The sequence below is a fragment of the Amycolatopsis sp. NPDC114478 genome (genome assembly GCF_055633805.1).
The window spans coordinates 1-12,717 of the sequence record NZ_JBVKDO010000051.1; the positions used below are offsets into that span (position 1 = coordinate 1).

Consider the following 12,717-nt stretch of genomic DNA (forward strand, 5'->3'; position numbering starts at 1 on the left):
GTCCGGCATCGCGCACCTGCACAACATCCTCCTCGCCAACTGACCGGCAACACCAGCCCCACCAACCACAACACGAGTTACGAGACATCCCTTAGTCTCGGAGGGGTGGAGTTCCCTGTCGACGACCTGGACCGTGCCAGGCAGCTGGCGCATGAGCTCTGGCCCCACGTCGCCCATGAGATCGGGCTCGGGCCGGCGTTCAGCCTGCTGGTGCGCAACGTGCACATCCGTCGGCCCGGGACCGTGTTCACCGACGTCCTCGTGCACATCAGGTACCACCTCACCTACGAAGGCATTGAGGTGTACCCATTCCAGATCATCGTCGGCATGACCCTTGACGGGCACATCCGTCGCGTAATCAAGGATTTCGACACAATTTCCGTGGCCAACACCCGGCCGACCGTGCCGGGCCCGGATGCGGATATGATCGCCGCGAACCGGTCCGAACTGCCCTACGCGGAAATGCACCACGGCAAACTCATCGTGTACGCCACCGGCGAACCAAACGAACCACCGCGCCTCGCCTGGATGATCAAGGTCGTCGGCCGGAGCCGAACCACAGGGCACAAGATCGGAGACGACATCGTGATCGTTGACGCGCACAACGGCGCCGTCCTCTCCTATCATGCTCGCGGCTCGCGGCTCGCGCTTCCCGTCTTCTGAGAGCCACGTGCCTCCAGATCCACATCCCACCCCGAAATGATCTCGCAAATGCGTTGCGGATGATCAAGGCGCCAAGGGTGCCGACCGTCAACCGGGCGAGTTCGGTTGGGAACTCGCGGCGGTGGCGGCCCAGCCGCTGCGTGTGCCGCAGGATCATTCCGGCGGCACACGCAGGCAGTTCAGCGTGGCGCTGGTCGGGTACGCCGGTCCTGGCCGCACCGTCCGTCCCGGAGGAACTCGCCGTCCCGGCGCCGACCGGGGCTCGGACGCGCAAAGGGCGAAGTCGTCGTCAAGGTCAAATGACGCCGCGATCAGCGGTGTACAACACGTCACCTTGGATGATTGACGGTGAGTCCGCAATAGTCCAGAATCATGGGTAGTGCGTCTCCGATGGGGCTCCGTTGTCGAAGTAGAGCATGACACTGGGCGACACTCCGCGACACTGAAAAGCGCCGGCGCCGCGCACGTATTCTCCGTATGGCGGGGCGGCGATCGTCTGCTGACCCTGGAGCGGAGGAATCGTGATGACCGAATACGGTATGGAACGCGAGCGACGCCGCCGGGCGAGTTCGCTCATCGGCTTACTCTTCTTGGCCGCCCTGTCCGCGTCACTCGCGTTCAAGGTGGGCTGGGTTGCCGCGGTGGCCGGGGCGGTCGGGTTTCTGGTGCTGGTGTATGTCGCGTTCATGTTCGTCGTGTGGCGCGACAGGCGGGCCGAGGCGCGGCGGCGGGCGTCCGGTGCCGCGCCGTCGTGGTCCGCGCAGCTGCCGGTCGCTGCCGCCCTGCAGCTCGGGGCCAAGGCGCCCGGGCGGCATTCGCGGCAGCAGGAGGTCGGTGAGCTGCTCGGTCGGCTTTCGTTGGTCGACGGCGGATTGCGCTGGGAGCCGCGAGAAGGTGACCGGAAGCGGGGAGTGGGGCCGGTCGTCTGGGACCGGTCGTGGACGCCAGAGGTCGTGTCGCTTTGGGGTCCGGGCAGTCAGGGATGCCTCACCCTGACCCGTCCCGACGGGATGGCGGTCGACCTGTGGATCCGGCATCCCGCGGACCTGCGCCGTGCGCTCGGCTCGGCGGAACCGGGTAGCCGGCGGCATGCGCACGGAAATTCGGAGTCATAGAACCTGGCGGAGGTTCCGGTCGACGAGCGGGAAGTCCCCCGATTGCCTGGGTGCCAATCACCGTGGCTGCGTCGGCGGCAGCCACCAGGTGTGGGTCGAGGCCTTGGTGTTGGGCGTAGCGGTCGCATACGGCGACCACGCTGCGATAACGCGCATTGATGGAGAACACCGCGTCCAGCACGCACATCGGAAGATGGACCCATCGGCGGGCCCGGGGCTGAACGCTCAGATCGGCGGCAGCCTCGACCACCCTGGCCACATCAGCGTCAGCGACCACGAACCGTCCCCCGCCGGACACGAACAACGCCGATCACAAGATCACTTCTCCGACGCCCGCTTCCGCGCTGGCTTCGGCGCGGCCACCTCCGCCGGCGCGGCCTGGGCTGTCTCGTAGGCATTGATCAGCTCGCTGTTCGTTACGTCCGACCACGAGTACGTGAGCGCCGCGGGCGGCGAGAGCCAACGCCGTAGCCTTGCCGATCCCGCTCGTCGACCCGGTGACAAGCGCGGTCCGGCCTTTCAGATCAGTCATTCGCTGTGTGTCCTCACTTGAAAACTGGGTTGCACAACTCAACCTCGCCCTGTCGGACTGGGTTGTCAACCTCAAAATCCTGCTAGCATGGGTGCATGGTCAACGAGACGAGTGGTCGGCCGAGGCTCACCGCCAAGGGAGCACGCACCCGGGCGCGGATAGTGGAGGAGGCTGCCGCCCTGATCCATGAGCGCGGGGTGGCGGACACCACCTTGGAAGACGTCAAGGTGGCGGCGGAAGTGAGTGGCTCTCAGATGTACCACTATTTCCCCGACAAGAACGACCTGGTGCAGGCGGTTATCGACTACCATGCCGACGCCATCGTCAGTCGCAACCGGCAGGCCCTCGGCAGCGCGAACGGAGTCGAGACTTGGCGGAAGATGGTGATCGCCGCAGCGAAGCGCACCAAGGCAAAGGGGGGTTGCGCACTTGGCTCGCTCGTTGGTCAACTGGCCGAGAATGACCCCGAGGCCCGAGCGCTCATCGCGGCAGGGTTCGATCAGTGGGCAGCCGCCATCGGCGATGGACTACGGTCCCTTCACGCCGAGGGGAAACTCCCATCCGGCGTTGACCCGGACGACCTCGCCATTACTCTGCTCGCCACGCTCGAAGGAGGGCTTCTGCTCTCCCAGGTGCACCGGAGTAGCCGTCCGTTGGAAACTGCGGTCAATACCCTCCTTGCTCTGACCGTCGGCAGATGAGCCCAAGCCGGGTTTCGTTCACAGCCATCGCCGAGGTCGGCTCACGGTTTTCGGATAGAGCAGTTGCCTGAGCCTGATGTGCTTTTTCATCCGCTGCCATTCGCCGGTGTGGACACCTGGTTGCGCCCGGGCTGACATTTTGTGAGCTGACCTCGCCGAGCAGGACCGGCTCTGTCTCTTGGGCATGGGCTGGTCCGCTCAAGACAGTTGACGCCGACGGGCGACGGGCGACGGCACGACTGTTGTGGAGATACAGCTGTCCGGCCTGAGGGCGAAGGATGATGTCTTCTATTCGCAACTGTTGGAGTGTCACCTTGGCCGGATCGCGGCTGCCGTCGCTGGCTCCGAACCGGTGCACTTCGTGGCAACCAGCTCAGGGACCTCGCCTCAGAAGCCAATCTGCAGCTCGCCAGGTCAACTCCATGCAACCCACCGGCCACGAAGTGGAGCTGAGCCGCGCCAGGCGCGACGACGTCCGGTGTTGCCGAAATCGGCTTGTCGTCGGTTATTGACGGCGGCATTCGCTTGGCAGTCGAGGGCGGCCTGGACAAGATCGTCCTTGTCCGGGGAGTAGTGGTGAAGCTGCGATCCGCTGACATTCGCTGCGGCCTTGACGCCTTCGAGGGTGGTGTCAGCCACGCCGCGCGGGATGGATTACGTGGGCGGACGCCGCAGCGACTCGGGCCGGGCGCGTGCTCCCGTGGCGGTGAGCGTTGGTCGCTCCCGGGCGTGGCTGACTATGACGCCACGATCGAGTTCTGAGTTTGACAGCCCACTTCGACGCTGACAGACTGGGTTGCGCGACTCACTTCTGCTGTGCATCTTTCGAGGAGAGATCATGAGCAAGTTCGATGCTCAATTCGCCGGTCGGCTGGACGGACAGACCGTGCTGGTCACCGGCGCCGCCGGCAGTATCGGCTACGAAACAGCCCAAGGCATTGGGAACAGTGGAGCGACCGTGCTGGTGCACGCCCGCACTGCCGACCCCGCCCGACGCGCTGTCGACCTGCTGGTCACCAACGGCAACGGCAAAGGCCGGTACCTGGCCGTTGCCGGAGACCTCGGATCTTTGGCCGGTGTTCGGGGGCTGGTCGACGCCGTGCACGAGACCGCGCCGAAGGGTCTCAACGGACTGGTCAACAACGCGGGCGCCGCGTTCGCCAGCAAGGCACTGTCACCCGACGGGTACGAGCGGACCATCGCCATCAATCACGTCGCGCTGGCGGCACTGACCGACGGGCTGCTCGACCTGCTTGGGAAGGGCGCTGATGATGTCGGTACGCCCTCGCGGGTGGTCAACATGACCGCCCTGGTCGAGTCGCGGGGCAACCCGATCACCGACTGGAGCTACCCGGGCAAGTACAAGCAAATCCAGGCCTACGCCGACGCCAAACTGCTGGCCCTGATGTACACCTACGCCCAAGCTCGCCGCCACGAGAGGGAGGGCCTGACGTTCAACGCAGTCAGCCCGGGCGCGGTCAAAACCAGTCTCGGCAGCAAGGCCGGCGGCCCGTTCAAAATGATCGAGGCGTTGACCAATCCGTTCATCCCGGGTCCGGAGAAGGGGTCACGCGGCTGCGTGCGGCTGATGGCCGATCCGGAGCTCGCGACCGCGACCGGGGGCTACTACAGCTCCGCGAAGTTGAAGAAGTCCTCGAAGCAGTCCCAGGACGTCGAAGCCCAGGAACGCATCTACGCCCAGACCGAACGGGAATTGCGCGCCCACCCCTGAGCCGGCGGTCACCTACCGATGAGACCCGCCGACAAAGAGCTCACGCCAGCGTTGCGGGCGCCACGTGATCCTCGCGCCTGGGGGTCGGTGGGCATTCCTGGGCCCGTCGCCAAGCGCCGACGCCATCACCGGAACTGCCGCTCACACCCAAGGCCCAGTCCATGACGGGGGCGGCACTCGCCCCGCCCACATCACCGATAGGAGTTGCGTCGTGGCAGACTTTCCCGCCCCAGCCGAGGGCATCATGCCCACCCATTTCCTCGTCTCCGACGATGTCGGCCGCTCGCGGGCCTTCTACACCGGGGTGCTCGGTGGCGAGGCGCTGACGGATGGCGAGCCGACGATCGTGGCGCTGACCAACAGCTGGATCATCATGAACACCGGCGGCGGCCCCACGGACGACAAACCCTCGATTACGCTCGAGGCGCCGCACGATCCGGACCGGGTCAGCGCGTTCCTGAATATCCGTGTTGCCGACATCGCCGCTGTATACGCCGACTGGTCGGCCAAGGGCGCGCAGTTCCTCACCGAACCGATCGATCGTGGCCCGGAGATCCGCTGCTACCTGCGTGACCCCGACGGTCACCTCATCGAGGTCGGGCAGAGACGACGCTGAGTGCCCATCCCCGCCATCACTCCTCACACCCGGAGTTAGATATGCAGGACAAATGATTGCCGTCACCAGTACTCCAGCCGGGGACGTTGACCTTGGCTGAGCTGCGGGGTGATGCGCTGCGGGAACGCCACACACCGACCACCGCGCGGGGTCGCGCGACCCGAAAGCGCATCCTTGATGCGGCCGCGGACCTGATCCTGCGGCGCGGCGTTGCGGCGGTGACGTTGGACGAAGTCGAACGCGCTGCGGAAGTCGGCCGCAGCCAGCTCTATCACTACTTCGACGACCGGGACGATCTCATCCGCTCGGTGGTTCGTGTCACCGTGGACACGGTGTTGGCCGCGCAGGAACCGCTGCTCCAGGAAGTCGACTCGCTGGCCGGGATCGACCGCTGGTTCGACGCGATTGTGGCCAACGGGACGCGGCAGGACGCGGTGGGCAGTTGCGCGATCGGCTCGTTGGCCGCCCAGCTCGGCGGCCAGGACGACCCCACCCGACAAGTGTTCGTGGACGCCTTTGCGCGCTGGGAGGCGCCGCTCATCGCGGGCCTGCGCCGGATGCAAGGGTCGGGCGAACTGCGCCCGGACGTGGACGTGACCGAGCTGGCCCACCTCACCATGGCCGCAATCCAAGGCGGTCTCCTGCTGGCTCAGATCCGCCGGACACCGGAGCAGCTCCGTCTCGCCCTGCGCGGCGCGCGGGCAGCGCTGGAAGACGCGCTCACCTCTCTGCCCTGAACGCGGTCCCCTGCTGCTCGGCGCTGGTGACCATCCGTCCGTCCTCGGGGCCGTGCGTCGGCGCGGGCCCCGCCCATGCCACCTCGACGATTCGGGGTGCTGTCCCGGGTCGCCGGGGCGCACCGCCCAGCAGAGCGCCGGTGATCGCCGCATCGCGAGCAACCTCAATTCGGCTACGCGCACAGTGGCAGGGTGCGTACCCTACGGAACGATGATCCAGCGCTGGTCCAGGTGGAGCGATTCTCCGAGAATTCCGGTATGCGGGGTCGGTACGCCGGCCGAGCGCGCCACGCAGTTGGTTGAGTGGGAGCGGTCGCGGAAGTCGTTGCGGCTGGCGTATAATTCTCAGGGCGGATCAGTGAAAGTGCACCGCTCCCGCTTCAGGCCGCGAACCGTCGGGATTGATCGTGCCTCGCCCTGCAGGTCGTCCCCGGTTGTGATCGGCTCATGATCTACCTGTGTTCGAGGGTGGTGACGCGTGCCGTTGCGTGGGCCAGTTCGCGGAGCCGATCGTTTTCGAGTGCCAGGCGTTGAATCTGGGCGCAGGCGAGGTCCAGTTGGTGGCGGAGGTCGCGGTTCTGCGTTCGCAGTACGGCGTTAGCGTCCGCGAGGTCGCGGGCTCCGCCGGGTCTGGTTCCAGCCGGGCTGGCGATGTGTCGTTCCTGGACCCGGAGTTGGCGTTGCCCCCAGCTGACGGACTCTGGTTGCTGGAGTCGACGGTGCCTCGTCTGGAAGGCTGACGATCATGCCGAACGCTTATTCCGCCGAGTTCCGTGCTCGGGCGGTCGCGCTGGTCCGCGCTGGCAAGTCCGTTCGGGACCGACGGTCAGTCCCCGGCACGGTCGTGCCTGCGCTATCGCGATGGTGGCGACGGCCGCGACGTGAGCCTCGCGGTGTTGCGCGCACCGACTGACATCACCAGCGGTGGAAGATTCGCTACGGCATCATCGTTTGCTGCATGAAGCTGATCGAGCTGGGATTGGCTGGATCGGTGACGAACTGTTCACCGCCGAAGACGATCACCTGGTGCCACCATAAGTTGGCTTTCGCTTCGGGCTGCAGGCCGTCCTTCCAGGGACGATTCGCGTCGAACACGTACTCGATCCAGGGGTTCCTGGGATTGGGCGGCATGGTGAAGTAGCTCCGTCCTGCTTCGGGCAGCACCGTGACCATCGCTCCCGCCCGCCGTAAGGCCACCGCGAGCTGCTGGGGCGGATCGTGCACGGTGTTCGGCGTCCAGGCGAGGAAGACCGCCAGCTTCCCAGCGCCACGTGCCCGTGCGGTCGCGATCAGCACCTCGGTGCCTTTGCTCACGAGGTCAACCGGGTCGAACGCGATGACGCGGCTGACCCGTTTCCTGGTCGCGGGTACTTGCAGCGCGGTCCACACCGTCGGTCCGCTGGCGCTGTAGCCGCCGAGCCAGATGTCGTCCGACAGCTTGAGCGCTCCGGTCGGCACCGTGCTCAGGCCCGGCTGCGGTGGTTGCGGAGGAGTAATCGCACGCGGACTCGTGAGTGGCCGCCCCCGGCCACCGACGAGGTCGCGGCACCACAGCAGCCGCAGCGCGGCGTCGACCCGGTCCGGCAGGCCGGCGCCGGGAATGTCGCCGTAACCACCTCCCTGGGTGAGCAACGGAAGCAGCAACACCCGTGTTTCCTTGCGCTGCTTCAGAAGCAGGGATGTCGCCCGGCTCAGCGCTTCCTCCATACCGCACGGCAGGAAGTTGGGTTCTTCCAGTGGGCGGGTTTTCTGTTCGACGTAGGCCAGCCACGGCCGGTAGTCGGGCAGCATCGCCACGTCTGGTTGCTGACCTTTGATCCGTCCGGAGAGCAGGTAGCGTCCGAGCGTGGCCATTCCTCGAGTCGCCAGGCTCTTGCTTGCCAATCCGTCTGCTTCAGTGGAGGAATAGGCCACCGGGGCACTACCGGGCGGTCGGAAGAACACGTAGCCGCCGAGAGTGGTGCCGTCCGGGACTTCGGCGGCGGCTTCTGGCACCGAGGCGAACCAGATCATCGGCAGCGTGCGGGTATTTACGAGCACCGCTAACCGTGTGGACCTAGCCCGGATTCCGGGAGCGAGGTAGGCGGGATCGAATTGCACCGAGTTCGTCGGCGCGTTTTTGGGTGTCAGCCGGAAGTGTAGATCCCACCACAGCTTTGTGACATCGAGAAACTCGGTGTCAACCAAAACCGTGGCGGGGCCGGTCATTTGGAGCAGCGGGTGGATGCCGTTGAAGCTTCGGACACCGGAGGCGGTGCGCACCGGCACGTCCTGGGCGATCGGGTCGTCACCGCCTTGGCGCTTGACCGTTACATCGTAGTGCGGGGTTTCGAACTTGTCCGGTATCAGCCTGCCGTTGCCTGCCGCCGTGAAGTGCTGCGTGAAGGTCAGTGCCTCGCACTGTTTACCCTGCACGGCAATCTGGACAGTGAAGGTTAGCCGGTATCCAGAGGATTGCGCGACCGCGGCGAACCGGACGACGGTGTCGTCGCCAGCGGTTTCCGAGCAATCCCGCCCTGCAGAGGGGGCCGACCACCTCGCCTCGTCCGCTGCAGTCAAGGCCGTGAGCACCGCGAGCACGGTTCCATCTGGTGCGCCGCCGGGGCCGCCGCGCCGCAAGAAGAAGTGCGGTTTCTCCCCTGGGCGGCGCCACCGGATCTCAATGCCTGCCATCGGATCAAAGCTCTCGGCCGGTCTTGGGATCGTAGCTGAACTCCACCACGACGATCTGGTCGATGGGCAGCCCGTCCAGCCACTGATCGAAGACTTGGAAGGGGGCAGGATGGCGGAGTCCGCCGTCCAACGTTTCGAATCCGGTGTCGAACACCTTTTGGCTGTTGCGGACGAGGTCCCGGTAAGCGCGCGCGACGGTGCCGTGGACCTCGAAGGTCTCCTTCGTGGCGTTGTTGGAGAAGAAGACGACGTACTGGACATCTGCGGGGTTGCTCGGCTTGGGGTAACGGCCGATCTTGGACTTGCCGAATGTGGACAGCACCTCGACGACAGTGCCCGGGGTGCTGGGGTGCCCGGCGAAGAAGTCCCAGTCGGCGAAGGCTGCCGACTCCGCCGGGCTGTAGCTGTCCATCCGCCGGGGCGTCGGCGGGGTTATCCCACCGAGGGCGGGTGGGGTTGGGGTGGCCATTCCTACACCTGCTGACCGGTCTTGGGGTCGTAGGTGACCTCCACCGCGACGACCTGGTCGGTGGGCAGGACCTCGATCCACTGGTCGAAGATCTGGTATGGGTCGGCGGGCCGGAACCCGCCCTCCAGCGGGTCGAACCCGGCCTGGTACACGGTCTCAGTGGCCAGCGTGTTGACCATCGTGGTGTTGGCCGCCTTGAGTTCCGCGGCCAGCAGCGCCAGCACCTCGCCGATCTGCTTGCCCTGCCAGTCCGGCGGATCCCCGGCCTGCCAGTCGTAGGTCAGCGTGAGGTTGTCGGTGCCTTCCACCTGGGCCTTCCTCAGCCAGTCGTAGGCCGCCGACTCGAAGCCCTGCCGGATGGGCAGCACCACCTTGACCCAGGCGGCGTTGAGGAATTCGTTGCGCCGCGCGTCGCCGTCGGTCTGGATCAGCCAGCCCAGCGAACTGCCCATCGGCGCCGGCTGGGAGTCCCCGGTGATCAGGTAGTTGACCCGGTACTCCTGCTGCTCGGACGGCGGCTTGGTCGGGTCGTACTTGTCCCCGTGGTTCGCCACGGTGTTCGTGGCTGTCGCGCCCGGCTGGTTCTCCGACGCGGTGTGCGAGTACCAGCTCAACACGGTCTCGCCGAGCAGTGGGTCGCTCTTGTCCATGTACGGCGGCGCGTCGGACGGGAGCCAGATGGCCGGCGGCACCTCGTACCGACCGAGCGAGGCCGCGCCGGCAGCGCCGGTCGAGGCGCCGGGGCGCCAGTAGTCGGACGCAACGAAGTACAGCATCTGGTCGACGTCGAACATCTGGCGGATCAGCTCGGATGCAAGGTGCTTGTCCGGGATGATCGACTCGAGCTTCTGGATGAGCTGGGCGTAGACGGCCTGCCGTTCCTCTGTGCGCAGGTCCTCGGAGGGGCGCGGCTTGATCCCGCTGACCGTCTTGAGCCGGTCGGCCACCGCGTTCGCGTACGCCTGCCGCAGGATCAGCGCCACCGACCGGTCGTAGTCCGCCTGCGCGGCGGCGTTCGCTTCCTTGATCGCCTGCACGGTCGCGGTCAGCGGTTCGTACACGATCGTGGCGTCGAACGGCAGGGCCATCGCGCCGTGGAAGTTGGCGTGGGTCAGCCGGATCGCGAACGAGTTCTGCGTGACGTTCGGGTTCGGCTTGCTGTGGTCCGGGTTGTCGATAATGTACTGGATGTCCGCGTTGTGAAAGTCGAGCACCCCGATCTTGTTCACCTGATACCCGTCCGGCGGGTCCGGCAGCGGGTACTCGAACCAGAACTGGATGATGTCGTTCGAACTACCGGGCGGCGTGTGGTGAATGCCGTGGTCCTGGTTATCCGGCTCGGTGTCGTAGTCCTCGTCGTTGTCGGGGCCACCGCCGTCCGACTGCTGGAACGGCACCGACAGGTGGTACACGACCGGCTTCTGCCCGGGTATCGGCTGCAGGTCCGGCTTCTTCACCGAGGTGAGGTCCGGCGCGGGCACCACGCTGACCATCTCCCCCATGCCCAGGTGCAGGCCGGGCGGCGTACCGGTGAGGTTGCCGCCCGCCTCCGTCGACAGACCCAGGAACACCTGCCAGGACAGCTGGCTGCCCAAGTGCTGCAGCTGTACGCCGACCTTGCGCATCTTGCGCCGTAGCTCGTAGTTGACGAGCTTGTCAGTGGTGTTCTGCACCACGTACCGGCGGCTGTTGGTGTCGGTGGTCTCGGTGGTGGTCTTGAACGTGGTCTTGAAGTTGCGGGTGATCTGGCTGGAGACCTTGCTGCTCTGGGTCCGGGTGTGCTTGTGGGTCAGCTCGGAGGAGTGGTTGGTTGTAATCTTGTTGCTGAACGAGGCGCTGCCCTCGGCGTGCCAAACGCCGGCGAAGCCGCCGCCGCCCGACGCGCTGGCGCCCAGTGTGGTGTCGTTGGCGTTGGACTCCTTGACTGCGTCGGCGATGTCGCTCTGGTCGGTCAGGCTCTCCTCGGCCTTGCGATCGGTCCTCTCGGACTGCTCGGCGGTCTGCTCGGTGAGCGTGCGCCGGGTGCTGGTCTCGATGAGCTCGACGGTGCCGCCGGGGCTGAGCCACAGGTGCCCGGCCGGCGTACCGAGAAACGTGTCGAACTCGAAGAAGTACTCCCGGAACAGGTTCACCAGGCCGACCGGGGACAGCACCGCGTCGGTGAGCGGGTGCTCGTCGGCGAACGCGGTGAGCTGCTCACGGGTGAGCGCGGCGGTGAAGCGTTGCGTGTTCTGCTGGCCGCGCCAGCCCATCAGCGGCTGGTACACGCCGAACACCTCGCTGGCGTAGGGCAGCGTGCCGGCGAACTGGTTGACGGGGCGGCCGTTCGAGACCGGCGGCGCGGCTTTCGGTGCCGGGAGCACCTGCACGTTGGCCGCCGTCCCGCTGGCCGTCGTGGCGTACGGCAGGACCGTCCATGGCCGGCCGCTGGAGGCCCCGACCAACAGCACCTCCCGCTCGGACTGGCCGGCTGGCGCCACGAACGAGATGGTCTGCGGCCCGATCGCCGGCGTGGCCAGCGTCTTGCCCACGTACTGCCGGCTCAGGTTCGCGTCATGTTCGAGGAACGAGCCGCCCAGCGCGGCCACGTCCGGATACCGGCGCGGATCTTGGACGTCGATGTCGGCCGGGACGGCCAGCGCGATGCGCGAAACGGTCGCCAAATCGGCCTGCGACGGCTGGACGGTGTAGGTCCAGACCTGGTAGCTGGCGTCCTGTCCGCTTTTGGCCAACGGTACCTTGCCGGTGAACGTGACGAGCAACGACACGTTTCCCCCCTCGTGTGACTGCGTCCTGATAGATAGGGCGCGGATGGCATGCCCACCCCACCGTCGACTGTCAACCGAAATCCCCGGTTGCCAGGCCGATTCCCAAGCTATCCTTTTCCCACGATTGAATCCTCGAATCGCCCGGAAGTACGCACGAAGAGGCATAACCCGGTTGCCACGCAATCTTCTCGGCCAACCCAAGTAGCTCTGTAGCGTCACCCGGATGGAGCGAACCACCCGCGCCGCCGCGAAGCCTTGGTCGTGCCCTGACCGCACAACACCTGTCCACTCTGAACGCTGCCCTCGTCGATTGGGACGCCCTGACTCACGTCACCACCCGGCATCCCGGAAGGGCACAGCTGTATTCCGTCGGCAGCGGGCGCGCTTTCCAGCTCGACGGCGAACCCGCGCCGGCTGCGCCCGACCGCGCGGACTGGTGCTCGGTGAGCGGAGCGCGATTGCCGCTGGGCTGCGCCACGCGAGCCAAGCGCGGTCTTGACTACCATCTGGTCGGACCGGCCGGCGAATATCGCAGACTCAAATAAGGCCACTGCACCGGTAGGTGACGCTGGTAACCGCAGGTGAAAGCGTCGACACGGGCTACGAGGGTGCGTGGTTGATGCGCCCCGGGTTCTGTGCAGGCTCTGATCTCAGGGAGGATGCAGAGCATGCCGGCACCGAAGAAGTACAGCGACGAGCTGCGTGAGCGGG

At 66.2% G+C, this 12,717-nt stretch carries 11 protein-coding genes; 6 read left to right on the forward strand and 5 right to left on the reverse strand.

The annotated features are described in order from the left end of the window. Both ACZ7OH_RS51660 and ACZ7OH_RS51665 read left to right on the forward strand, forming a co-directional pair. A partial coding sequence (locus ACZ7OH_RS51660) for a hypothetical protein (protein WP_470287699.1) occupies positions 1-663 on the forward strand: 663 nt, incomplete at its 5' end. Positions 664-1,187: 524 nt separating this feature from the next. Beyond that, positions 1,188-1,778, forward strand: a complete 591-nt coding sequence (locus tag ACZ7OH_RS51665; protein ID WP_470287700.1) for a hypothetical protein — start codon at positions 1,188-1,190, stop codon at positions 1,776-1,778. 310 nt (positions 1,779-2,088) lie between these two features. Here the strand turns inward: ACZ7OH_RS51665 and ACZ7OH_RS51670 are convergent, their stop codons facing one another. Then, positions 2,089-2,310 (reverse strand): SDR family NAD(P)-dependent oxidoreductase, encoded by a 222-nt coding sequence (locus ACZ7OH_RS51670; RefSeq protein ID WP_400890718.1) that lies wholly within the window; start codon positions 2,308-2,310, stop codon positions 2,089-2,091. Positions 2,311-2,405: 95 nt separating this feature from the next. Between ACZ7OH_RS51670 and ACZ7OH_RS51675 the strand changes: the two genes are divergently transcribed. Then, on the forward strand, positions 2,406-3,011 hold the full coding sequence (locus ACZ7OH_RS51675; RefSeq protein ID WP_470287701.1) for a TetR/AcrR family transcriptional regulator: 606 nt from the start codon (positions 2,406-2,408) through the stop codon (positions 3,009-3,011). A 414-nt stretch (positions 3,012-3,425) separates the two neighbouring features. Here ACZ7OH_RS51675 and ACZ7OH_RS51680 read toward each other — a convergent pair whose 3' ends face one another. Further along, positions 3,426-3,650 carry a hypothetical protein gene (locus tag ACZ7OH_RS51680; protein ID WP_470287702.1) on the reverse strand — a complete coding sequence of 75 codons (225 nt, stop codon included), beginning with the start codon at positions 3,648-3,650 and terminating at the stop codon, positions 3,426-3,428. 199 nt (positions 3,651-3,849) lie between these two features. On the opposite strand from ACZ7OH_RS51680, the gene ACZ7OH_RS51685 reads away from it, so the two are divergent. From ACZ7OH_RS51685 to ACZ7OH_RS51695, 3 genes are all read left to right on the forward strand, one after another. Beyond that, positions 3,850-4,743: an SDR family NAD(P)-dependent oxidoreductase gene (locus ACZ7OH_RS51685; RefSeq protein WP_470287703.1), complete on the forward strand. Its 894-nt coding sequence runs from the start codon at positions 3,850-3,852 to the stop codon at positions 4,741-4,743. Positions 4,744-4,954: 211 nt separating this feature from the next. Then, a complete protein-coding gene (locus ACZ7OH_RS51690; RefSeq protein WP_470287704.1) occupies positions 4,955-5,359 on the forward strand; it encodes a VOC family protein in 405 nt (134 codons plus the stop codon). A gap of 92 nt (positions 5,360-5,451) precedes the next feature. Then, positions 5,452-6,096 (forward strand): TetR/AcrR family transcriptional regulator, encoded by a 645-nt coding sequence (locus ACZ7OH_RS51695; RefSeq protein WP_470287705.1) that lies wholly within the window; start codon positions 5,452-5,454, stop codon positions 6,094-6,096. 936 nt (positions 6,097-7,032) lie between these two features. Here ACZ7OH_RS51695 and ACZ7OH_RS51700 read toward each other — a convergent pair. The 3 genes from ACZ7OH_RS51700 to ACZ7OH_RS51710 are packed head-to-tail and all read right to left on the reverse strand — an operon-like array spanning position 7,033 to position 12,006. Further along, a complete protein-coding gene (locus tag ACZ7OH_RS51700) occupies positions 7,033-8,769 on the reverse strand; it encodes a hypothetical protein (RefSeq protein WP_470287706.1) in 1,737 nt (578 codons plus the stop codon). Positions 8,770-8,773: 4 nt separating this feature from the next. Further along, entirely contained in the window at positions 8,774-9,181 is a 408-nt protein-coding gene (locus tag ACZ7OH_RS51705) for a hypothetical protein (protein WP_470287707.1), read from the reverse strand. 59 nt (positions 9,182-9,240) lie between these two features. Continuing rightward, complete coding sequence (locus tag ACZ7OH_RS51710; RefSeq protein WP_470287708.1) at positions 9,241-12,006, reverse strand: hypothetical protein; 2,766 nt, start codon at positions 12,004-12,006, stop codon at positions 9,241-9,243. Positions 12,007-12,717 lie beyond the last annotated feature (711 nt).

Excerpts from the sequence above, each read along its gene's own strand:
- ACZ7OH_RS51665 (WP_470287700.1), top strand. The coding sequence starts at position 1,188 with ATGACCGAATACGGTATGGAACGCGAGCGACGCCGCCGGGCGAGTTCG.
- ACZ7OH_RS51670 (WP_400890718.1), bottom strand. The coding sequence starts at position 2,310 with ATGACTGATCTGAAAGGCCGGACCGCGCTTGTCACCGGGTCGACGAGC.
- ACZ7OH_RS51675 (WP_470287701.1), top strand. The coding sequence starts at position 2,406 with ATGGTCAACGAGACGAGTGGTCGGCCGAGGCTCACCGCCAAGGGAGCA.
- ACZ7OH_RS51685 (WP_470287703.1), top strand. The coding sequence starts at position 3,850 with ATGAGCAAGTTCGATGCTCAATTCGCCGGTCGGCTGGACGGACAGACC.
- ACZ7OH_RS51700 (WP_470287706.1), bottom strand. The coding sequence starts at position 8,769 with ATGGCAGGCATTGAGATCCGGTGGCGCCGCCCAGGGGAGAAACCGCAC.
- ACZ7OH_RS51705 (WP_470287707.1), bottom strand. The coding sequence starts at position 9,181 with ATGGACAGCTACAGCCCGGCGGAGTCGGCAGCCTTCGCCGACTGGGAC.